We start from the raw sequence: 22,062 nt of genomic DNA on the forward strand, positions 1-22,062 counted from the left end.
AGGGCTTCGCTCGCTACGGCACGTCCGCCGCGTCCGCGTCCGCGTACGCCTCGACACGGCCGCGGTACTCCGGGAACAGCCCGGCCACGGTGCGGGCGATGCCCGCCCGCCAGCCGACGGCGCAGCCGCCGATGAGCTCGCGGCGGAGGGTGTGGTTGAACATGGCCGTGCCCCGGCTGCGGTCGCCGCGGTCCAGGGTGACCGGCACCCCGGTGAGCGCGGACAGGTACTCCAGGAGGTCGGTCATGCCGACCTCCTCGTCGCCGCCCCAGTTCACGACCCGCGCGCGCGTCCGCGCCGCCTCCCACAGCAACGGCACCTGCCGGACGATGTCGTCGGTGTGCAGCGGGTTGCAGTAGTTCTGGCCCTCGCGGGGCACCGCGCACGGCCGGCCCTGCCGCATGTCCCTGAACAGGATCATGGGCACGCCGCCGTGCCCGTACGGGCCGTAGGCGATGTTGAGCCGGGCGATCACCGAGGGCAGCGCGAGCGCCTCGGCGAGGCCGCGCACCAGCCCCTCGACGGCGAGCTTGGCGACGGGGTACGTCGGCAGCCAGGGGGCTCCCGTGCCGAGGGGGTCGCTCTCCCGGTAGCGGTGGGCGGGGTCGGTCCGGTCGTAGACCACCCCGGAGGACACGTACAGGAACGCCTCCGCCGTGGCGCAGTGCGTCATCAGCCGCGCGGTGCCGACGGAGTTGACGCGTACCGTTCCGTCGAAGTCGCCGCTCTCGCCCCGGTACACCGCCGAGTGCAGGACGTGGGTGAAGTCGCGCGGCAGGCCGTCCAGGTCGCCGGAGTCCATGTCCCAGGTGAAGGTGCGGGCGCCGCGCGCCTCGAGCTCCTCGCGGGCGGCCGTGTCGCCGAAGCGGCCCAGGCACCACACCTCGTTGTCCGGGGCGAGCGCCTCGGCGACGGGCCTGGCGACCTGTCCGGTGCCGCCGGTGATGAGGATCTTCCTGCCTCGCATGCTCAGTGCCTCCTGGTCGATGCGGCGGCCGCGCGGGCCCGGCGGCTCATCGGTCGAGTGCGCGGGCGAGTTCCCGCCGCAGGGTCGCCTGGAAGGTCCCCACGTGCCGGGGGCTCATCAGGGTGTAGTGCTCCCCGTCGACCTCGATGTACGCGTTGGGGGCGCGGGTGAAGTCGTCCCAGCGGCGCAGTTGGCCGTCCAGCCACTCCTGCTTGGTGCCGCGCAGGGGAGTGCAGTAGAAGACCCGCACCCGCTCGACCGACCCGGACGGCTCGTACGTGCGGCCGAGGTGCACCATGTTCTGCGCCAGGCGCACCCAGTCCGCGAACCGCTCGACGGTCAGGTCGAGTTCGGTCAGGCGGCGCGGCGGCGCCTGCTCGACCAGGAAGGCGAGCTGGTCGGCCTCGGGCAGCGGGCGGAGCGTCGCCGTCAGCCGCTCGACGTCGGCGGGGCCGATGAGTTCGAGGAACAGCGCCAGGTTGATCGCGCCGTCGGTGAAGGTGATCTCCTGCATGCGGCCGGAGATGTGCGGCGGCAGGTTGAAGACGCCCACGAAGGCGACGTCGTCCCCGTCGGCCTCCAGGCGCTTGGCGATCTCGAAGGCGACCGCGCCGCCGTAGGAGTAGCCCGCCACGGCGTAGGGCCCGCGCGGCTGCGTCCGCCGGATCGCGGCGACGTACGTGTCGACCATCTCGGTGAACGACCCGAAGTGCGTCTCACCGCGCCCGAACCCGCGCGCCCGCAGCGCGTGGAAGGGCCGTTCGCCCGTGAAGTACTTGGCGAGGTTCACGAACACCAGCACTTCGCCGAGGCCGGGGTGGACGCAGAACAGCGGTGTGCCCCCGCCCGTCACCTGGAGCGGCACCAGCGGGTCGTACGCGGCGTCCCCGTCGGCGCCGCGCCCGCCGGTCAGACGGCGGGCCAGGGCGCGCACGGTCGGGGCCTGGAGGAGCGTGGCCATGGGGACGTCGTCGATGCCGAACGCGGCCTGGATCTCCAGCTTGAGCCGCAGCACGTCCAGCGAGGTGCCGCCCAGGTCGAAGAAGCTCGCGGTGGCGGGCACCTTCGGGGTGGCGAGCACCCGGGCGTAGATGCCGGCCAGCGTGGTCTCGGCGTCCCCTGCCGGGGCCACGTAGGCGCCGAGGAACCTGGTGGTCACCTGCTCCGCGCGCCGGGCCGCGTGCGCCAGGTCCCCGGCTTCGACGGCTGCCCGCAGCCGGGAGCGCTGGATCTTGTTGAGGTTGCCGCGGGGGATCTCGGCCGCGGTGACCGGCAGGACGAGCTGGGGGCGGAACCCCCAGTGCAGCACCGTGGAGCTGCGGATCGCGACGAGGGCGCAGTACACGGCCGCGTCGTCGGCCGGGTCGCCCGCCGGGACGAAGGCGAGGGCCAGGTGCTCGGAGTCGGCCCCGTCCGGGCGCACCGGGAACGCCGCCACGTGGCCGCGGCGCACCTCGGGCAGCTCGTCCAGGACCGCTTCCAGGTCGTGGCTGTAGTGGTTGACGCCGTTGACGATGACGGAGTCCTTGGTCCGGCCGACCAGCGCCAGGCGGCCCGTGGCGTCGAGCCGGCCCAGGTCGCCGGTGCGGAACCAGCCGTCGGCCGTGAAGGCCTCCGCCGTGGCCCGGTCGTTCCCGAAGTACCCGGTGGTCACCATGGCGCCGCGCACCTGCACCTCGCCGGGCTCGGAGGCGGGCTCGGAGCCGGGTCCGGACGGGCGGGCCCGGCCGGTGGCGGGCGCCTCGGGGCCGCCGCCCGTGCCCTCGGGCTCTGGGCCGCCGCTCCCCGGGCCCTCCGTGGAGGCCAGTACCGTCCCGTCGCCGTCGGCGATCCGGATGCTCAGGCCGCGCACCGGACGGCCCAGCGGCGGGAACTCCGTCCCCAGGTCGCGGGCGGCGAAGTCGCGGTTGAACACGCTGCCCGCGCACGTCTCCGTCATGCCGAACGCCGGAACGATCACGTCCGGGGACAGTCCGTACGGGGCGAGCGCCTCCAGGAAGGCCCGCGCGGTGGCGGTCACGGTCGCCTCGCCGCCGGAGATGATGTGCCGCACCCGGGACAGGTCCGGGCCCGGCTCACCCGCCCGGTGCACGGCGGTTCCCCGCGCGAGCGCCTGGTTGATCTGCCCGAGCAGGAAGTTGGGTGTGAACGTCACGCGCACCCGGTGGGCGGCGAGCAGCCTGACGAACTCCACGGGGTCCGCGAGCACCGTCTCCGGTGTCGCCATGACCTGGTCGGCGCCGTGCGACAGCGGCAGCAGATGCGCTTCGATCGCGGCGACGTGGTCGGCCGCGATCCAGTTCATCGTGGTGTCGGCGGGACCCACCTCCAGCGCCTCGGTCTTGCCCGCCACCGCCGCCAGCAGATTGCCGTGGGTGAGCCGGACCGCCTTGCTCGCGCCGGTGGAGCCCGAGGTGAGCATCAGCAGGGCGAGGTCGCCGGGCGCGGCCGCGTGGTGCAGCCCGTCGTCCGACGCCGCCTGGCTCAGCTCCTCCACGGTCACGGCCCGCAGCCCGACGTCCGGCAGGTCTCCGGCGGCCGCCTTCGGCAGGATCACCAGCGGGTCCCCCAACAGCGACCGCAGGTGAGCCAGTTGGGCACGCCACCGTGACGCGTCCGCCGGTGGCGCGACGGGGCACGGTACGACGCCGCTGAGCACGCACCCCCAGAAGGCGCGGACGAAGCCCTCCGGCTCCTGGGCGGCGACCAGCGCGCGGTCGCCCGGCACGCTGTGGCCGCGCAGTCCGTGGGCGATCCGGCGGGCGCCGTCCCACAGTTCGGCGTAGGACAGGAACGAGCCACCGATGAAGGTGATACCTCGGGACGCGGCCTCGTGAGCCGCGCGCTCCAGCAGGTACGAGATCGTCGAAGCAGGACGTTGATCCGGCATAGGGGCGAAGACCTCCGACCGACAGGGATGGAGTACCCGTCCGGGATGAGCAGTGCGCCGCCGCGGACCGCGGAGCGTTCCGGTACGCGGCGGCCGCGGAACCGAAGAGGACGGGAACCGGGAAGGACGGGAACCGGAGAAGACGGGAAGCGCGGGAAGGGAACCGGGGAGGAGGGAAGCGCAGGAAAGCGAAATCCCGGGGGAGGGGAGGGAGGGGGAGCGAAGCGCGGAAGGCGGAGGCTCAGGAGACGCGGGCGGCCGTGTCGGGGCGCCCCGCCTCGTTGAAGAGGACGATGTCCTCGATGGTCCGCCGCAGTTGCCGCTCGTCCGGGTCGGACACGATGGCGTGGCCGACCTTCCCGTATGGGCCGGGCGGCGTGTCGGGCGACGACGAGTAGGCCAGGTCGTCGAAGCGGAAGCCGCGCTCGAAGTCCTCGCGCGTGAGCGTTCCGCTGCGCGGGCGGCGCAGCAGGATGTAGCCGTGGAAGCGGTCCGGTGCGCGCCCGTTCCGGACGGGCAGTGCTCCGTCGAGGCTCTCCCCGAGCGCGAGCCGGATCTCGACGTCGAAGAGGTCGACGCCGTAGGTGAGTTCGTTGATCTGCGGGGACAGCGCGCCGGGCAGCCGGATGGCGCACTCGCCGAAGGTCAGCCCCGACTCCCGGACGAAGGCCTCCAGGTGGAACACGCAGGCGGGGGCGCCCAGGTGCCCGAGCACGTCACGGGCGAGCGTCTCCGCCTCCCGGAACAGCGCCTCGTGCCGCCGTCTGTCCAGGAGGTGGGCGGCCAGGACGCCGCCGTGGGCGGCGCTGAGCGGTGAGTCGTGGTAGCGCGTCATCGACGACCAGCGCAGGCGGCCGTCCGCCCAGACGCCGTCGATGTACACCTCGGGCGCGTCGATGAAGGACTCGGCGACGACCGCGACGTCCGAGTCGCCGGGGAGGAGACGCAGGGCACGCCCGTACTCGTCGGCGGAGCGGACGACGGTCGTACGCAGGGAGCCGGCGCCGGTCGCCGGTTTGACGACGAGCACATCCCCCAGTTCGTCGACGACTTCGGCGAACGGCGTGTCCCGGGAGACGTACCGGCAGCGGGCGCGGCTGATGTGCGACGGCAGCGCGCGCTTCTGGAGGCACTTGTCGCGGAAGGAGGGCACCGTCCTCGCGTCCGTGTTGCCGGGCAGCCCGAGATGCTGCCGCAGGCAGGCCGCACCGAAGACGCCCATCTCGTGGACGGTGAGGACCCCGGCCACGTCGTCGAGGTTCGCGGCGAGTACCGCCCGCAGTATTTCCTGGACGTTCTCGATGTCGGAGACGCGGGTGTGGCGGACTTTCCCGGGCAGAAGTCCCGGTGGCTGCGTGAGATACCAGGGGTCCAGCCCTCGTCGCCGTAGTGCGCGGTCGAGATCGTCCCTGTATCCGAGAACAATGATGGTCGGCATTCTCGTCCCCCGTATGACGTCCAGCCGAAGCGTTCAAGAATTCTTCAGTAACCCGTGAGGCGGTTTCTCCAAGAGGTTGAACGACAGACGGCATCGTGGCACACGGGCGGCCGGGATGTGGATACGCCGCATCATGATCCTTTGAGCATTCGTTGTGGCGTGAGTCACAATCTGAGGTGATGAGGGCGGGGGTATGTGACATCTCGTCGTCCTCGCTCGGATAAGCGAGGGTGTGTCGGGGTGGCGGTGGATCGTCCCCCGGGACGGCGGGCGCCGCGGGTGATGCTGGCGGGATCGCGCCCCCGGCGCCGGTGGCGTACGCGGAATTTCGGAACACCCGTCCACCCGGGCTGAATTCGGCCTGGAGTGGTCTTGTATCCGCCCTGTGGCACTCCCGCGAACACTCGCGTAGCGGAATTGAAAACGGTCACCGATGCAGCCTTTGCGGTTCTCGTCGAACTGCGCTTGACTGCCGTGCGTCAGCCGCCGGTACGACGTGGGGGGAATTCTCCGTGGGGCACGCTCATACGCATCAGCACGGGCACGGCCACCAGGCCGGGGGCCATGCCGGGCACGGCCACGGGGTCTCCGCCGACGCCGATCGGCGCTGGCTTTCCCTCGCGCTCGTACTGATTGGCGTTTTCATTGCCGTCGAGACGGCCGTCGCTTTCCTCTCCGGATCGCTGGCGCTCATTTCCGACGCCGTCCATATGCTCACGGACGCCTTCTCCCTCGTCCTCGCGCTCATCGCGATGCGGCTGGCAGCGCGGCCCGCCAAGGGCACGTACACCTTCGGCCTGAAGCGCGCGGAGATACTCTCGGCGCAGGCCAACGGCATCACCCTGCTGCTCGCGGCGGCCTGGCTCGGCTACGAGGCCGTGGAGCGGCTGCTGCGTCCGCCGGAGGTCACCGGCTGGATGGTGCTCGTCACCGCGCTCGCCGGCGTCGCCGTCAACCTCGCCGCGACCTGGTGCCTGTCCAGGGCGAACCGCGCCTCCCTCAACGTGGAGGGCGCCTACCAGCACATCCTCAACGACCTGTTCGCCTTCATCGGCACCGCCGTCGCGGGGGTGGTCGTGATGACGACGGGCTTCGCGCGGGCCGACACGATCGCCACGCTCTTCGTCGTCGCCCTCATGGTCAAGGCGGGCTGCGGGCTGCTGCGCGAGTCCGGCCGCATCCTCCTCGAAGCGGCCCCCGCGGGCCTGGACCCGGACGCGATCGGCGGCGAGCTGGCCCGGACGCCCTCGGTGGCCGAGGTCCACGACCTGCACATCTGGACCATCACCTCCGGCGAACCTGCCCTGTCCGCCCACGTCCTGGTCCGCCCCGGCGGCGACTGCCACGCCGTGCGCCGCGACCTGGGCAGGCTCCTCGCCGACTCCTACGGCCTCACGCACACCACCCTGCAGATCGACCACGAGGACCCCGCCCCCGCCCCGGCCGCGGCCGCCCACTGCGCGAACGGCCACGGCCCGGCGCACCGCGCCGTCCCGCAGGGTCGGTAGCACCCGAGGGGAGCGCCCGCCGCCCCGGAAGCACACATCGGCCCCGCCGGCAGACTGCCGACGGGGCCGAAGAGGCGGCAGGCAGCCGAGCTCAACAGAACTCGGGCCAGCCCAACTCGCCACAGCTCAGCTCAAAACAGCTCAGCTCAGTGCAGCTTGTTTCAGTACAGCTTGTTCACGGCCGTCTTCACGGTCGTCTTGAACTTGCTCACCGGCGCGTCGGACAGGGTGCCCATCTGGCCCCACTGGACGAGCGTCACCGTCCGCCCGTCGCGGCCGACGGCCAGGAGGCCGACGTCCGAGGCCCCCCAGTCCCAGGCGGTGTGCACGCCGTAGACGTGGGCGCCCTCCTCCACGTTGACCTTGCCGTAGTACTTCTGCTCGGCCTTCACGTCCGGGTGCTCCTTCTCCAGGCGCTCCGCGCAGGTGTCGAGCTTCTTGCGCAGCAGCCCGGCGAACTCCTTGGCGCGCTGGACGTCCCGCTCCACCACGGTCACCTGGACGGCGTTGGTGTCGAACTCGGTCCAGAACGTACGGTAGACCGACGTCGACGGCAGCGCCTCGCCCGCGCACACCGGCAGCGCGTCGGGCTGGCCCGGAGTCACGGGACCGGCCTTCCAGGCGGACGTCGGGTGCGGCGGCAGCTCGCGGGCGTCGAGGAACCGCGGCTCCCCGCCGCCGGACGGGGCCGCCGCGGCCGGGCCCGCGACCGCCGTCGCCGCCACGCACAGCCCGGCCGCCGTCACTGCCAGCGCACCTCGATGACGAATGCTCACAGGTGTTTCCCCCAATTCCGTGCCGCTCGGCACTGTCACCCTCTTCGACTCCGGGCGCCCGACCGGCGTTGTGCGGGCGTCCGTCACAGCCTCGTCGCGTATGTCACCGTACGGAAACAGACGTACGTCACCGTACGGAGGCGGAGACGGTGGCGGAGACGCACGACCGCGCCGGGCGGACGCGTGACACCGCACGTGGGGCGGCACGTGGCCGTAACGGAACCGGACCGGGCCGCATCGGTCCGCACCAGGCCGGAGCCCGTTACGCACGTGTCCCCGGCTGCCTTGACGCCCGGAACGCCGTGGGAAAGCCTGTTCCATGATCATGGTCGGGTCGCACGGGTGTGCCCGCCCGGAAGTGGTGCGAAGGAACGGGGACTTCGGGTGGGTGACGTGGGGCCGCGACTGGTGCTGCTGGTGCTCGACGGGTTCGGCTGGGCGCCGGACGGTGCGCACAACCCCCTGCGGGAGGCGGACACGCCGTTCCTCGCGGAGCTGGCCGCGCGTACCCCGCCGACCCTGCTCGACGCGTCCGGCGCCGTCGTCGGGCTGCCCGCGGGCCAGGTCGGCAACTCCGAGGTCGGGCACCTCACGATGGGCACGGGGCGCACCGTCCCCCAGGCCGCCGTGGTCATCGACCGCGCGATCGCGGACGGGACGCTGCGCGAACGGCTCGCTCTGGGCGGCGTGTTCACCCGGGCCCGGGCCGCGGGCAGCACCGTGCACGTGGTCGGCATCGCCTCCACCGGCGGCGCCCACGGCCACCTGGACCACATCGCCGCCGTGCTCGACCTGGCGGAGGCGCACGGGTGGGCGGAGCGGACCGTCCTGCACGCTGTCGGCGACGGCCGGGACGTCCCCGCCCGCTCCCTCCTGGACGACCTCGGGCGCCTGGAGCGGAGGGGCGCGCGGATCGCCACCGTCGTCGGACGCCGCTACGCCATGGACCGCTCCGGGCGCCTGGAGCGCACCGCTCTGGTCGTGGACGCGCTGACCGGTGCCGGGCCCGGGCCGGTCGACGACTGGCGCGCCGCGGTCGCCGCGCAGTACGGGAGCGGCGCGACGGACGAACAGCTCCGGCCGATCGTGCTCGACGCCCCGCGCGTCGCGCCCGGCGACGAGGTCGTCATGACCAACTTCCGCCCCGACGGGCTGCGGCAGCTCGCGACCGCGCTCGCCGCGTCCGGCCGCCGCCTGACCACGATGACGCGGTACGGCGACGACGTCCCGGCGGCCGTCGTCGTCGACCGGGCGCCGGTGGACGGCACCCTGGCCCAGGCCGTGGCCGGGGCCGGGCTCGCCCAACTGCACGTCGCGGAGCGGGAGAAGTACGGGCACGTCACGTACCTCTTCAACGGCTACACGCAGCGCCTCCAGCCGGGCGAGCGGCACCTCCTGATCGACAGCAGGACCGACGTGCCCGGTTTCGACCGGGCCCCCGAGATGTCCGCGCGGGAGGTCACCGCCGCCGTCGTCCGTGAACTGGAGTCGGGCGGAGCCCACTTCGTCGTGGCGAACCTCGCCAACGTCGACACCGTGGGGCACACCGGCGCCTACGCCGCCGTACGCGAGGCCGCCGAGGTCGTCGACGGCTGCCTGCGCGCCGTCGCGCGGGCGGCGGACCGCCACGGCGCCCGCGTCCTGATCACCGCCGACCACGGCAACGGCGAGCGTATGCGCGAAGCCGACGGCACCACGCCCCACACCCGGCACACGGCCAACCCCGTGCCGCTGTGGGCGCCGGGCACCGACCGCGTGTTCGCCCGCACCGGCGACCTGCGCGACATCGCGCCGACGTGCCTGGACCTCCTGGGCGTCGCACCGCCGCCGGGCATGACCGGCCGCGTCCTGTGACCGCACCCGGCACCCGCCCACCGCTGTCCGGCCTTCCGTACGGGGCCGCCGTCACCCGGGAGCGTACTGAGCCTCGCCGTGGCCGAGCGACCAGTCGGCCGACTGGTTCTCGACCACGGTGACGAAGACGTTCCGCGGCTCCGTACCCGCGTACTCCTCCGCCAGCTCGGCGATGCGCCGGTACAGCGCCCGCTTCCGGTCGGCCGCCCGCCCCGCGCGCATCACGATCATCACGTAGACGATGCCGTCGTCCCGCCGCACGCCCAGGTAGTCGCCGTGGCGCAGGGTGCTCCGGTGGCCGTCGTGGCCGGTGAGGATCTGGAAGTGGTCGTCGGGCGGAATGCCGAGCGTCTCCACCAGGGCGTCGTGGACGGCGCGGCCGAGTGCGTCCAGGCGCTCGGCGTCGGCACGCAGGGCGTCGATACGGACGAGGGGCATGAGGAACTCCTTGTCGTCGCAGGCATGTACATACTAGTAGGTACAGAGGGGGGGTGGCGAGTGCGCGCAGGTCCTCGTGGGTCACCTTGCGAGGGCGCCGAGGTTCAGGAGAGCCAGTCGGTGTAGCGGGTGGGGCCGAAGTAGGCGTCCCTGTCGGTGAGGACGTCGCCCTTGACGGCGGCGAACATGCCCGCGGCGGGGTTCGTGACGACGGTCCGGTGGTCGCCCCTGCGGGACAGGGTGAGCCGGCCCAGCTCGTCCAGGGCGAAGACGTCGGGTCCCGCGATGTTGCGGATGCCGCGCAGCGGGGGCCCCGCGGCGACCTCCGCCACCGCGGCGGCCACGTCATCGGCGGCGATCGGCTGCACCGGTGTGGCGGGCAGCCGGACGGTGTCGCCGTCGGTGGTCCAGGACAGCACGCTGTCCATGAACTCCATGAACTGCGTCGCCCGCACGATCGAGTAGGGGATCGGACCCGTGGCCAGCAGGTGCTCCTGGAGCGCCTTGGCCCGGTAGTAGGCCAGTTCCGGCACCTGGTCGACGCCGACGATCGAGAGGACGACGAAATGGCCGACGGCGGCGCGCCGCGCCGCGGCGAGGAGGTGGTCCATGGAGGCCCGGAAGAAGGCCGCGGAGGCCTCGTCGAAGGTCGGCGAGTTCGTCAGGTCGACGAGGACGTCGGACCCCGCCACGGCGGCGTCGAGGCCCCGGCCGCTGACGACGTCGACGCCGGTGGACGGCGCGTGCGGTACCGCCTCGTGTCCCGCCGCGGTGAGCTTCTCCACGACGCGCGACCCGATCAGGCCGGTGCCGCCCATGACCGCGCACTTCATGAGGTGCCCTTCGCCGAGTGCTCACCCGTGCGTTCTTTCCGTCGCCGTACCGGCCGGCGGGGTCGACCGGCCTCGGCGCTGTGGACGGAGACCCTAGAGCCGGACCCCCGTGTCCGGTAGGGGTGCGGTGCGCCAGAATCCCGGTCGCGCCGAGGCGCCGGGCCTCAGCCCTCCGGACGCGGGCGGCGCCGCGCGACCCAGAGCAACAGGACCACCGAGCACAGCGCGGCGGCCGCGCACCAGGTCGAGACGTACTCCTGCCGCCACAGCGTGAAGGACACCGCGGCCCCGACGGCGACCAGGGCGCCGAACAGGACCAGGCCCCGGTCGCCGGACAGGAGCAGGGAACCGATGGTGGCGAGGAGGTAACCGGCGACGGTGGGGGCCACCCACGGCAGCCCCAGGGAGTACCCGACGGTGTGCCCCCGGACCTCGGCCGTCACGGTGCGGGTGGCCAGCGCGTGGGCGAGCACCGCCGCCGTCACGGCCCCCGCCGCCAGCGGGACGAGCAGGCGGCGGCGCGCGTCCGGCGGCGCGGCGCACAGCACGGCCACCGGCACCCACAGCGCGTGCAGCGGCAGCTCGACGACGGCCCAGGCGACCGTGGCGGGCCCGGTGCCGCCCCCGGCGCGCCAGACCGCGGCCTCGGTGATCTGGTGGCACCCCAGCAGGAGCGGCAGCGCGGCCAGCGGCAGGTCACGGGGGCGGCGGGCCGCCAGGGTCACCGCGGCGACCCCCACGGCCGCGATGCCCGTGCCCGCGACCAGGTCGGCCGTGGCGCTCCAGCACATGGCAGCAACGGTACGACCGCCGCGCCGCGGGAGCGCGTCGACCGGGGCGCTCCCGGCCGGGCCTTCAGGCGCCGGCCAGCAGGTGCGCCGCGAGCGCCGTGATCACCGCGCTCGACGTGAGCGCCGTGACCAGACGGCCCCGGCGGCCGGTCAGGGCGCGGCCCAGGAGCGCCCCGCCGCCCGCGAGCAGCAGTTGCCAACTGGCGGACGCCGCGAAGGCGGCGCCGGTGAAGACCGCCTGGCCCAGGCGGTCCGGCTCCGCGCCGGTCCCGGTGCCGACGACGAGCGCGGCGAAGTACACCACGGTCATCGGGTTCAGGAGGGTGATGCCCAGGAAGGTGGCGTACGCGCGGGCCGGGGTCGGCGGGTGCGCGGCGCGGGGCGCGGCGGCCTCCCCGGGGTCGCGGTACCGGACCGCCGCCGCGCGGGCCGCGCGCGCGGCCAGGAACACCAGGCCCGCCGCGGAGAGCAGGCGCAGCGGGCCGACGGCCGGTGCCACGACCCGGGCCGCGGCGGCGCCCGCGACCGTGGCCACCAGCGCGTACAGCCCGTCCGCGGTCGCCACGCCCAGCGCGGCGGAGGCACCGACGCGCAGCGAGGTGCGGGCGGTGAGCGCCACCAGGTAGGTCGCGACCGCCCCGACCGGTACGGCGATGCCGTACCCGGCGACGAGGCCCGCGACCAGGTGGCCGGTCACCGCGGTCGCGGCGTCGGCCTCCGCGGACGGCCGGGCTGCTGTCGCCCGGGCGCCGGACGGCCGGCGGGGGCGAGGGGCAGCGGGGCGGGCGTCGTGACGATGAGCATGGGCCGAGCGTGCGGCCCGGGCCTCCGCCCGGGCAACCGAATTTCCCCCGTCCGCACCTCGCGCCGCCCTCGGGGCCCGCCCGGCGTGGGACACCCGGGCCCGCCCGCCCCCTCACGTGGACACTCCCCGCACGCCGTACCGAAGCCCCTGCGCCACCTGTATCCGTCGCCCCTGCGGGACCTGTCCGGCACGGCCCCACACCGTTCGTCCAGAGCGCCCTGCGCGTCTCGTCCTGTTCGCGCTGCGCACCGCGTTCCACACGGTCCGGCGTCATGTGTATGCCACGTCCAGGGGTACCCCGGTGCGCGCTGCCCTGTACGGCCCCGACTCCGCGCCGCCCCTTGACATCCGTTCCCCGCGCCGCGACGCTCCGTCACGCTCGTGTTAACGCTAACACCGGGCCAGGGGACGCCCCCCGGGCAGACGCCCCGCACACACAGCACGCCCAGCACACACAGCACGCCCGGCACACACCGCTCGTACGGCACACTCGGGACCCACCTGGGGGCCGCCCATGTCAGGCACCACGTCCACCGCGCGCACCGCACCGGCCGCCCCGGCCGGGCTTCGCGGCCCGGCCCGCCGGACCCTGCTGGCCGGAGGCGTCGCCGCCGCCGTCACCGGAACCCTGGCCGTCGGCTGCGGCACCGACGGCGGCCAACCCCGCGGCAAGGTCGCCGTGTTCGGGGACAGCGCCGCCTGGGCCGGGCCCATGACCGCCGCCGGGAAGGCCATGCGCGAGGTGGCGGGGCTGAGCCTGGTCCCGGAGGTCAACCCGCTCCTGGAGTCCTTCGAGCAGGTGGTCAAGTCCTCGCTGCGGACCCGCAAGACCCCGGACCTGCTCAAGTACTGGTCCGGCTACCGCCTCAAGGACCTCGCCCGCACCGGCGGCACCGTCGACCTGACCGCCGCGTGGGAGGCCGCCGTGCGCAAGGGGTGGGCCGACCCCTCGCTGCGGGCCGCGTTCGCCGACCGGGGCCGCGTCCACGGCCTGCCCATGAACCTCGCGTACTGGGTGTTCTTCCACAACCCCGAGGTGTTCGCCGAGCACGGCCTGGAACCCCCGCGCACCTGGGCCGACTTCCTCGCCGCCTGCGCCCGGCTCAAGCGCAACGGCGTCACCCCGCTGCACGGCACCGCCGACGGCCGCTGGCCCTCCTTCATCTGGTTCCAGGAGATCCTCACCCGCCAGGACCCGCGCTTCTACCAGGACCTGATGAACGGCCGCGCCCGCTACACCGATCCGCGTGCCGAACGCGCCCTGCGCACCCTGGTCTCGTTCTTCGACGACGACTGGTTCACGCCCATGGACATGAACCACGTCGACGCCGCCGCGGCCCTGGTCCACGGCGAGGTCGGCATGGTGCCGTGCGGCACCTGGCTCGGCTCCACGCTGGCCGCCGCGGGCGGCGAGCCCGGCAGGAACGTGGGCGCCTTCGTGCTGCCGATGGCCGAGCCCGCGGCCCGCCCCAGCGTCGTCTTCGAGTCCAGCGCCCTCGTCGCCACCGTCAAGGGCCCCGACCACGACGAGGCCGTGCGCGCGGCCCGCGCCTGGCTGCACCCGGCCGTGATGAAGGCGTTCGCGGACACCCTCCAGGACGGCTGCCCCAACCCCGCGGTCGCGCCCGCCAACCCGGTGATCGCCGGACTCCAGAAGAAGGTGCGCGGCGAGAGGCTGTGGCTGCTCAACCGCTTCTGGGAGCAGGGCCCGCCCGAACTCGTCGAGGCCACCGTGGACGACCTCGCCGGCTTCCTGCTGAACCCGTCCTCGTACCGGAAGGTGCTGCGCACCATGCAGGACCGCGCCGACGACGCCTGGCAGGTGTGGCGGGAGGCGGCCGAGACATGACCGAGATGGTGACCCCCGCGGGACCGCCCGCGCCCGACGCCCGGGCGCCGCGCCCGCCGCGTGCCCGCCGCCGCGTCCCCGTACGCGGCCCCCACCAGGCCGTGCGCCCCGGCGCCCGGCTCGGCGGCCCGCTCGCCGCGCTGCCCTGGGCGCTGCCCGCGTTCGCCTTCGTCGGCGTCCTGCTGGTGTACCCGTTCGCCCGCAGCGTCTACGGCAGCTTCTTCGAGGACAACGGCTTCACCAGCGAGTTCACCGGCCTCGACAACTACGCCCGGCTCGCCGACGACCCCGTCTTCGGCCGCTCCCTGCTCAACACCCTGCTGTGGGTGGCCGGGACGCTGCTCCTGCCGGTGCTCGCCGGTCTCGTCATCGCGGTGGCCACGCACCGGCTGCGCTGGGGCGGCGCCGCCCAACTGGTGATCGTGCTGCCCTTCGCGATCTCCGGTACCGCGACCGCGGCCCTGTGGTACTTCATGCTGTCCTCCGACGGCGCCGTCAACCAGGCCCTGCGCGCCGTCGGCCTCGACTCCTGGGCGCAGGCCTGGCTCCTGGAGTGGCCGCAGAACACCCTGGCGCTGATCGTCGCGAGCACCTGGCAGGCCACCGGCCTGAACGTGGTGCTCTTCGCCATCGGCCTGCGCGCCCTGCCCCGCGACACCGTCGAGGCCGCCCAGCTCGACGGCGCGAGCGGCTGGCGCATGTTCCGCCACATCACGCTCCCGCACCTGCGCGCCGTGACCGTCGTCGTGGTCGGCATGGCCATCGTCAACAGTCTGAAGGCATTCGACATGATCTGGATCCTCACCCAGGGCGGCCCGTCCCGCTCCTCCGAGACCCTCGCCCTGACCATGTACCGCGAGACGTTCCGCCTCTTCCACGTCGGCTACGGCTCCGCGATAGCCCTGGTCCTGTCCGTGGTCGTCGTCGCCTCCTCGTGGCTGTACCTGCGCCGCCAGATGCCCGACACGGGCTGGGCGAAGGCCTAGGGGGACGCCATGGGCCGCACCGCACGCCACGTCTTCGTCGCCGGGTGCGTCGCGCTCTGGCTGCTGCCGCTGTACCTCCTCGTCGTCAACGCGCTCACCCCCGCCGCCGACTACCGCGGCGAGCCCGACTGGACCCTCCAGGGCTTCGCGCTCGCCGACAACGTCGGGACGGCCTGGAAGGAGGCCCGGATCGGCGACAGCTTCCAGGCCTCCCTCCTGTACGCCACCGTCTGCGGCCTGGTCGCGGTGCTCGTCGCCGCCACGGCGGCCTTCGCGGTGGTGGTCCTGCCGATCCCGCGGCCCGCGTTCTGGTTCTGGCTGATCTACTCCGGCACCCTGTTCCCGCTCCAGATCTTCCTCGCGCCGCTCTTCGGCCTGTACGCGGACACCGGCCTGTACGACACCCGGATCGGCCTGATGCTCGTGTACGTCGCCTGGGCCGTGCCGTTCGCGTTCTTCCTCATCCGCAACCAGATGACCACGATGCCGCCCGAGCTGACCGAGGCCGCCCTGATCGACGGCGCCTCCTTCCGCCGCATCTTCTGGCGCGTCCACGTGCCGCTGCTGCGCGCCGGGCTCGGCGCGGCCTTCCTCTTCCAGTTCACCGCCGTCTGGAACGACCTGCTGCTCGGCCTCACCCTCAGCCGCAGCGGCGACGTCCAGCCCGTCATGGCGTCCCTCGCCACGCTCCGCGCCACCTACGCCTCCAGCGGCCCGCCCGTGATCCTCGCGGGCGCCCTCGTCGTGTCCGTGCCCACGCTCGTGCTCTTCCTGCTGTTCCGCGGCCTGTTCCTGCGGGGCGTCACCGCGTCCGTCCGCTGACCGCCCGTACCGCCGGTCCGCCGTCCGCCGACCCGTCCGTACCGTCCGCCCGCCGACCCGTCCGTCCGCCCCTCCGCCGACCGTCCGTACGTACCCGGGGAGATCCGCATGACCACACGGGCCCTGGTCCGCACCACCGACTGGGACAACGACCGCGTCCGCGCCGCCCTGCGCTCCGGCGTGGTCACCGCCGAGGGCACCCTCGGCGGCACCGCACTGCGCCTCACCGAGGAACCCCTGCTGCGCCACGCGGCCGACGGCACCCTGCTCCAGTCCCTGCGGGTCGACCCCGTCAACGGCACCGACGTACCGCGGGAGTTGGAGGTACGCACGGAGTCGGGCACGGCCGTGCGGGCCGAGCGCGCGCCCGGGCCCGGCGGCGGGGTGCGGCTGCTCGTGCCCGCCGTGGAGGCGCCGACGCGGCTCACCGTGGGCCTGCCCGGCGCGGCGGCGGACGGCATCGGCGCCCGGCTCACCCCGCAGCGCCGGTGGACGGTGCACCTCGTGCACCACTCGCACCTCGACATCGGCTACACCGACCCCCAGGGCCAGGTCCTCGCCGAGCACCTGTCGTTCCTCGACTCGTGCCTGGAGTTGACCCGGGCGACCGACGACTGGCCGCCCGACTCCCGCTTCCGGTGGTGCGTGGAGTCCCTGTGGTCCTTCCGGCAGTGGGCCGACGCGCGCCCCGCCGAGCAGGTCGAGGAGCTGATGCGCCGGGTGCGGGAGGGCCGCATCGAGCTGACGGCGCTGCCGTTCAACCTGCACACCGAGACCTGCTCCACGGACGAGCTGCACGAACTGCTGCGCCTCGCCCACGACGTGCGCGCCCGCCACGGCGTCGCCCTGACCGCCGCGATGCAGACCGACGTGCCCGGCGCGGTCGTCGGCCTCGTCGACGCCCTCGCGCAGGCGGGCGTGCGCTACCTGTCGGTGGCGCACAACTGGGCCGGGCGCTCGGTGCCGCACCTGGTGGGCGGCGAGAAGCTGCCCCGCCTGTTCCGCTGGCGCGGCCCCAGCGGCAACAGCGTCCTGGTGTGGGTCACCGACACCCCGCACGGCCTGGCCTACATGGAGGGCCCGCTGCTCGGCTTCGACACCGCGTACGCCGACGTCGACGACCTGCTGCCCGCCTACCTCACCGCCCTGGCCACGCGCCCCTACCCCTACGACGGCGGGATCTTCGGCTGGGCCGTGGACCGGGCGGAGGTCAAGCGCGAGCCCTACCCGTGGGACGTGCTGCACCTGCGCGTACAGGGGAAGTTCGGCGACAACGCGCCGCCGCGCCGCGTCATCGCCGACACCGTACGGCGCTGGAACGACACCTGGGCCCACCCGCGCCTGCGCCTGTCCCGCAACGAGGACTTCTTCCGCGACGCCGAGGCCCGGCTCGGCGACGGCATCCGCACCTTCGAGGGCGACTGGGCCGACTGGTGGGTGGACGGCGTCGGCGCGGGCGCCCGCCCGCTGGCCCTCGCCCGCACCGCCCAGGCCGAGGTCGCCGACGCCCAGACCATCGGCGCGTTCGCGTCCTTCCTCGACGCCACGGGGGCCGAGGACGACACGCGCGACGCCGCCGGGGTGTACGAGGCGGTGTCGCTCTTCGACGAGCACACCTGGGGCGCCGGCGACCCGTGGACCCACGGCGACGAGGGCGGCCACTCCGGCGAGCACCAGTGGCACTGGAAGTACGGTCAGGCCCTGCGCGCCCACGACGACGGCCGGTCCCTGCTGCACCGGGCCGGGGCCCGGCTCGGCCAGCGCCTCGCCGCCGCCGACGGCGCCGTCGCCACGTACCACGTGGTGAACACCTGCTCCTGGCCGCGCACCGACGTCGTACGGATCTTCCTGCCGGAGAGCACCGCGCCCCTGGACCGGCGGGTGAGCGTGCACGACGCCCGCGACGGACACCGCCTGGACCACGAGGAGCGGCCGCAGACCAACGACGACCACCGCGACGCGGGCCGCTTCCTGCTGGTCCGCGTGGACGACGTGCCCTCCGCCGGGACGGTGCGCCTCGACGTACGGGCCGAGACCGTACGAGCTGACACCGTGCGGGACGGCGCCCGGCGGGACGGCATCGTGCGGGACGGCGCCGTGCGGGACGGCGCCGTGCGGGACGAGCGGCCCGGGGCGCCCGCCGCCGTCAAGGCCGCCACCGGGTGGAACCCCACCGGCTCCCACGAGCGCGAGGACCCCGCCGAGAGCGCCGCCCGCGCGGCCGCCCACCCCGACCCGACGCTCCTGGAGAACGAGTACCTCGCCGTCCGCGTCGACCTCGCGCACGCCTGCGTGGCCTCCGTCGTCGACAAGGCGACCGGCCGCGACCTCGTCCGCCCGCACGCGATCACCGGCTTCAACGCGTACATCCACGACAGCTACACCACCGCAGGGGCCTTCAACCACAACTCCAGCCGCACCACCGCCTCCGAGCGCCTGGAGCACCTCGGACGGCGCGCCGTCGCCCCGCCCGCCGCGCTCGTCGCCCGCCGCTCCACGGCGGTCGCGGAGTCGGTCACCTACGAGACCCGCCCCCTCGGCGCCAACCGGCTGCGCGTCACCCTGACCCTGCCGTGCGGCGTCGCCCGGCTCGACATCGAGAACCGCCTCGACAAGGACCGCACCCTGGGCAAGGAGAGCGCCTACTTCGCCTTCCCCTTCGCCGTCGAGGACCCCGTCGTGCGGATGGAGGCCTCCGGCGGGGTCACCGGCACCGGCCTGCCGGTGGTGCCGGGGTCCGCGCCGCACATGCGGGCCGTACGCCGCTGGGTGACGCTCGAGCGGGACGGGCACGCCGTCGCCTGGGCCACGCAGGACGCGCCGCTCGTGCAGTTCGGCAACATCGCGCTGCCCTACGCGCCGTTCCCCAAGACCCTCGGCCACGACGAGCCCGCCACCGTCTTCTCCTGGATCCACAACAACCTGTGGGACACCAACTTCCCGAGCGAGCAGGGGTTCGAGTTCACGTTCCGCTACAGCGTCGCGTGCGGACCGACGGCGACCGGGCTCGGGACCCGGACGGCGGCGGCGTGGAGCAGGCCGCTGCGGGCGGTGCGGGCCCGGGGCGCACGGGGGGACGCCCCGGTCTCGCACTGCTTCCTCACCCTGGACGACCCCCGCCTCCGGCTGGTCGGCGCCACCACGCCCCGGGCGGGGGAGACCCTGCTGCGGCTCCAGTCCTTCGCCGAGGAGCGGGTGACGTGCCGCCTGCGCCTCGGCTTCGCCGCCCGGGCCGCGTACCGGGCGGGCTACCTGGGCGGCCGCGGCGAGCGGCTCCCGCTGGCGGGCGGGGAGGTGAGCGTCGCCGTGCCCGCCCTCGGCACGGCGGCGGTGCTGCTCGAACGCCCCTGACCGCGCCCGGGGCCCCAGCGGCCCCGCACCACCACGACGCCTGTCGCGACGGTGAGGAGAACGTGTGTACCGGCTCGACCCGCGCTACGGCCCCGCGCCCGGGGCCGTGATGGCCGCCGGCTGGCCCGCCGTGGCCGCGCACCTGCCCCGGACCCCACGGACGGTGGCGGTGGAGGGGCCCCCGTCCGTGGACTTCACCCGCCTGGCCGCCCGCCTCGCCGAGCACCACGGCGCACCCGTACGGACCCTCGACGTGCGCGCGCACCACGCGCCGCCCGCCACCGTGCGCCGCCGCACCGACGACGGCACCGAGGACCCGTACTACCGCAGGCTCGCCGCCAACCCCCTCAGCGACTTCTTCGACGCGCTCCCCGACCCGCGGCCGCCGTCGGCCGGCCTGCTGCTCGTGCACGGCCCCGGCGCCTCCCTCGTCGCGCACGACGTGCTGTGGTACGCCGACGTGCCCAAGCGCTACGCGGAGGCCGCGGTCGCCGCGGGCACCGGCCGCAACCTCGGCCTGCCCGGCGAGGTGCCCGACCTGCGCCGGCTCTTCTACACCGACTGGCCCGTCCTCGACCGGCACCGCGACGCCCTCGCCCCGCGCGTCGACGCCTGGCTCGACGTCCAGGACCCCGACCGGCCCGTCCTGCTCGACGGCGACGGCCTGCGCGCCACCCTCGCCGCCCTCGCCCGCGGGCCGGTGCGCACCCGCCCGTACTTCAACTCCACGCCCTGGGGCGGCCACTGGGCGCAGCGCGCGCTCGGCTTCAACCCGGAGGCCCGCAACACCGCCCTCGGCTACGAACTCATCGCCCCGGAAGCGGGCGTCCTCGTCGGCACCGGACCGGACCTCCAGGCCGAGATCCCCTTCCAGCTCCTGTGCGTCCTGCACCCGCACGAGATGCTCGGCGCCGAGGCGCACGCCCGCTTCGGCACGTCCTTCCCGATCCGCTTCGACTACCTCGACACCGTCGGCGGCGGCAACCTGTCCCTGCACTGCCACCCGCGCGAGGCGTACATGCGGGAACGCTTCGGCTGGCCGTACACCCAGCACGAGTCGTACTACGTGACGCTCGGCGGCCCCGGCGCGCGCGTCTTCCTGGGGCTGCGCGAGGACGCCGACGTCGATCTCTTCCGCAAGCAGGTCGAGAAGTCCGCCAAGGACGGCGTGCCCATGGACCCCGAGGACCACGTCCAGACCTTCCCCGCCGACCGGGGCCGCCTCTTCCTCATCCCCGCAGGCACCCCGCACGCCAGCGGCGCCGGCAACCTCGTCCTGGAGATCAGCGCCACGCCCTACCTGTACAGCCTGCGCTTCTACGACTGGCTGCGCCCCGACGCCGACGGCAGGCCGCGCCCGCTGCCCTACGAGCACGGCCTGGCCAACCTGGACACCGCGCGGCGCGGCGCCGCCGTCACCCGCGACCTCGTCCAGGAGCCGCGCGTGCTGCGCTCCGGCCCCGGCCGGCGCGAGGAACTTCTTGGCGCCCTGCCGGAGATGTTCTACGAGGTGCGGCGGTGGTGCCTGGACGCCGGCGCCGTGGCGGACGACGACACCGCCGGGCGCTTCCACGTCCTGAACGTGGTGGAGGGCGCGGGCGTGGAGCTCCGCACGGCCGCGGGCGACCGGCACCCGCTGGCGGGCGCCGAGACGCTCACGGTCCCCGCGGCGGTCGGCCCCTACCGGATCGCCGCGCCCGACGGCCCCGCCCGGGTCGTCAAGGCACTGGTCCGCCCGGCCGCCGGGGCGGTGCGGCCATGAGGCCCGGCGCGGGACCCGGTGTGGACGGCGGCGCGGACAGCGGCGCGGGACCGGGCCCGCGGCCCGTCCTGGAGCTGGGCGGCACCCACGTCACGGCCGCCCTCGTGGACGGCGCGCGCGTCGTGCGCCGGGTGCGGCGCGCCCTGGACGGCGGCGGCAGCGCCGAGCACGTCCTGAGCGAGGTGGTGCGCTGCGCCACGGCCCTCGACGCGCCGCCCGGTGCCCGGTGGGGCGCGGCGGTGCCCGGGCCGTTCGACCACGACCGGGGCGTCGCGCACTTTGCCGGCGTCGGCAAGTTCGCCGCCCTGTACGGCGTCGACGTGGGCTCCGTGCTGCGCGACGGGGTGCGGCCGCGCCCCGCGGGCGTGGTGTTCCTCAACGACGCGCACGCCTTCGCGCTCGGCGAGTGGCACGCGGGCGCCGGGCGCGGCCACCGGCGCTGCGTCGGCCTCACCCTCGGCACGGGCGTCGGCTCGGCCTTCCTCGCGGACGGCGCCGTCCGCCGCGACGGCCCCGGCGTGCCGCCGCTCGGCCGCGTCGACCTGACGCGGGTCGCGGGACGCCCGTTGGAGGAGACCGTGTCCCGGCGGGCCCTCCTCGCCCGCTACGGCGACCCGCGCGCGGACGTCCGCGACATCGCCGCCCGCGCCCGCGCGGGCGAGCCCCGCGCCGCGCGCGTCCTGCACGAGGCCGTACGCTCCCTCGGCGCGGTCCTCGCCCCGTACGTACGGGACTTCGGCGCCACGGCGCTCGTCGTGGGCGGCGGCATGGCCGCGTCCTGGGACCTCGTCGGCCCGGCCCTGCGCGACGGCCTGCGCCCCGGCACCGGCTGGGGCACGGAACCCGAGGAGCTGTGGGGCCGCATCGGCTCCGGCGAGTCCCCGGTGACCGGCGGCGGGCACCCCGTGCCGACCGTCCCGGGCGACTACCCCGCCTACTACGCGGCCGTGGCGGAGGCCCTGCTGGAGGGCGCCCCCAACCCGGTGACCGCG

At 74.5% G+C, this 22,062-nt stretch carries 17 protein-coding genes; 8 read left to right on the forward strand and 9 right to left on the reverse strand.

Annotated features, from left to right (window positions below; translation table 11 throughout):
- Nucleotides 1-13: 13 nt before the first annotated feature.
- From IE330_RS03155 to IE330_RS40175, 4 genes are all read right to left on the reverse strand, one after another.
- On the reverse strand, nt 14-967 hold the full coding sequence (locus IE330_RS03155; protein ID WP_190134259.1) for an NAD-dependent epimerase/dehydratase family protein: 954 nt from the start codon (nt 965-967) through the stop codon (nt 14-16).
- Nucleotides 968-1,013: 46 nt separating this feature from the next.
- Entirely contained in the window at nt 1,014-3,857 is a 2,844-nt protein-coding gene (locus tag IE330_RS03160; RefSeq protein WP_190134260.1) for a non-ribosomal peptide synthetase, read from the reverse strand.
- A gap of 241 nt (nt 3,858-4,098) precedes the next feature.
- Entirely contained in the window at nt 4,099-5,295 is a 1,197-nt protein-coding gene (locus IE330_RS03165; protein WP_190134261.1) for an ATP-grasp domain-containing protein, read from the reverse strand.
- Nucleotides 5,296-5,774: 479 nt separating this feature from the next.
- Entirely contained in the window at nt 5,775-6,005 is a 231-nt protein-coding gene (locus IE330_RS40175) for a hypothetical protein (protein WP_506005373.1), read from the reverse strand.
- Here IE330_RS40175 and IE330_RS03170 point away from each other — a divergent pair.
- Nucleotides 5,940-6,803, forward strand: coding sequence for a cation diffusion facilitator family transporter (locus IE330_RS03170; RefSeq protein WP_506005372.1), 864 nt, complete (start codon nt 5,940-5,942; stop codon nt 6,801-6,803). The genes IE330_RS40175 and IE330_RS03170 overlap by 66 nt on opposite strands.
- 161 nt (nt 6,804-6,964) lie before the next feature.
- Here the strand turns inward: IE330_RS03170 and IE330_RS03175 are convergent, their stop codons facing one another.
- Complete coding sequence (locus tag IE330_RS03175) at nt 6,965-7,579, reverse strand: hypothetical protein (RefSeq protein ID WP_190134263.1); 615 nt, start codon at nt 7,577-7,579, stop codon at nt 6,965-6,967.
- 393 nt (nt 7,580-7,972) lie between these two features.
- On the opposite strand from IE330_RS03175, the gene gpmI reads away from it, so the two are divergent.
- A complete protein-coding gene (gene gpmI, locus IE330_RS03180; protein WP_190134264.1) occupies nt 7,973-9,433 on the forward strand; it encodes a 2,3-bisphosphoglycerate-independent phosphoglycerate mutase in 1,461 nt (486 codons plus the stop codon).
- A 51-nt stretch (nt 9,434-9,484) separates the two neighbouring features.
- On the opposite strand, the gene IE330_RS03185 is transcribed toward gpmI, so the two are convergent.
- From IE330_RS03185 to IE330_RS03200, 4 genes are all read right to left on the reverse strand, one after another.
- Nucleotides 9,485-9,871 (reverse strand): tautomerase family protein, encoded by a 387-nt coding sequence (locus IE330_RS03185; protein ID WP_190134265.1) that lies wholly within the window; start codon nt 9,869-9,871, stop codon nt 9,485-9,487.
- Between the two features lie 104 nt (nt 9,872-9,975).
- Nucleotides 9,976-10,704, reverse strand: coding sequence for an SDR family oxidoreductase (locus IE330_RS03190; protein WP_190134266.1), 729 nt, complete (start codon nt 10,702-10,704; stop codon nt 9,976-9,978).
- Between the two features lie 164 nt (nt 10,705-10,868).
- On the reverse strand, nt 10,869-11,495 hold the full coding sequence (locus IE330_RS03195; RefSeq protein WP_190134267.1) for a DUF6629 family protein: 627 nt from the start codon (nt 11,493-11,495) through the stop codon (nt 10,869-10,871).
- A 64-nt stretch (nt 11,496-11,559) separates the two neighbouring features.
- Nucleotides 11,560-12,192: a LysE family transporter gene (locus IE330_RS03200; RefSeq protein ID WP_190134268.1), complete on the reverse strand. Its 633-nt coding sequence runs from the start codon at nt 12,190-12,192 to the stop codon at nt 11,560-11,562.
- 622 nt (nt 12,193-12,814) lie between these two features.
- Here IE330_RS03200 and IE330_RS03205 point away from each other — a divergent pair.
- The 6 genes from IE330_RS03205 to IE330_RS03230 all read left to right on the forward strand — a co-directional run.
- Complete coding sequence (locus tag IE330_RS03205; RefSeq protein WP_190134269.1) at nt 12,815-14,149, forward strand: ABC transporter substrate-binding protein; 1,335 nt, start codon at nt 12,815-12,817, stop codon at nt 14,147-14,149.
- A gap of 5 nt (nt 14,150-14,154) precedes the next feature.
- Nucleotides 14,155-15,135 (forward strand): carbohydrate ABC transporter permease, encoded by a 981-nt coding sequence (locus IE330_RS03210; protein ID WP_373314547.1) that lies wholly within the window; start codon nt 14,155-14,157, stop codon nt 15,133-15,135.
- A gap of 9 nt (nt 15,136-15,144) precedes the next feature.
- On the forward strand, nt 15,145-15,957 hold the full coding sequence (locus IE330_RS03215) for a carbohydrate ABC transporter permease (protein ID WP_190134271.1): 813 nt from the start codon (nt 15,145-15,147) through the stop codon (nt 15,955-15,957).
- Between the two features lie 108 nt (nt 15,958-16,065).
- Nucleotides 16,066-19,308, forward strand: coding sequence for a glycoside hydrolase family 38 N-terminal domain-containing protein (locus IE330_RS03220; protein WP_190134272.1), 3,243 nt, complete (start codon nt 16,066-16,068; stop codon nt 19,306-19,308).
- Between the two features lie 64 nt (nt 19,309-19,372).
- Nucleotides 19,373-21,070, forward strand: a complete 1,698-nt coding sequence (locus IE330_RS03225) for a class I mannose-6-phosphate isomerase (RefSeq protein ID WP_190134273.1) — start codon at nt 19,373-19,375, stop codon at nt 21,068-21,070.
- Nucleotides 21,067-22,062 (forward strand): ROK family protein (locus tag IE330_RS03230; RefSeq protein ID WP_190134274.1); only part of this gene is annotated, 996 nt, incomplete at its 3' end. The genes IE330_RS03225 and IE330_RS03230, both read left to right, overlap by 4 nt.

It is taken from the genome of Streptomyces longispororuber, from assembly GCF_014656095.1.
Classification (GTDB): domain Bacteria; phylum Actinomycetota; class Actinomycetes; order Streptomycetales; family Streptomycetaceae; genus Streptomyces; species Streptomyces longispororuber.

Bases quoted from the DNA above. Each gene is read 5' to 3' on its own strand.
- IE330_RS03160 (WP_190134260.1), bottom strand. From the start codon at position 3,857: ATGCCGGATCAACGTCCTGCTTCGACGATCTCGTACCTGCTGGAGCGC.
- IE330_RS03205 (WP_190134269.1), top strand. From the start codon at position 12,815: ATGTCAGGCACCACGTCCACCGCGCGCACCGCACCGGCCGCCCCGGCC.
- IE330_RS03220 (WP_190134272.1), top strand. From the start codon at position 16,066: ATGACCACACGGGCCCTGGTCCGCACCACCGACTGGGACAACGACCGC.
- IE330_RS03185 (WP_190134265.1), bottom strand. From the start codon at position 9,871: ATGCCCCTCGTCCGTATCGACGCCCTGCGTGCCGACGCCGAGCGCCTG.
- IE330_RS03210 (WP_373314547.1), top strand. From the start codon at position 14,155: ATGGTGACCCCCGCGGGACCGCCCGCGCCCGACGCCCGGGCGCCGCGC.
- IE330_RS03155 (WP_190134259.1), bottom strand. From the start codon at position 967: ATGCGAGGCAGGAAGATCCTCATCACCGGCGGCACCGGACAGGTCGCC.
- IE330_RS03195 (WP_190134267.1), bottom strand. From the start codon at position 11,495: ATGTGCTGGAGCGCCACGGCCGACCTGGTCGCGGGCACGGGCATCGCG.
- IE330_RS03165 (WP_190134261.1), bottom strand. From the start codon at position 5,295: ATGCCGACCATCATTGTTCTCGGATACAGGGACGATCTCGACCGCGCA.
- IE330_RS03190 (WP_190134266.1), bottom strand. From the start codon at position 10,704: ATGAAGTGCGCGGTCATGGGCGGCACCGGCCTGATCGGGTCGCGCGTC.
- IE330_RS03215 (WP_190134271.1), top strand. From the start codon at position 15,145: ATGGGCCGCACCGCACGCCACGTCTTCGTCGCCGGGTGCGTCGCGCTC.
- IE330_RS40175 (WP_506005373.1), bottom strand. From the start codon at position 6,005: ATGGACGGCGTCGGAAATGAGCGCCAGCGATCCGGAGAGGAAAGCGAC.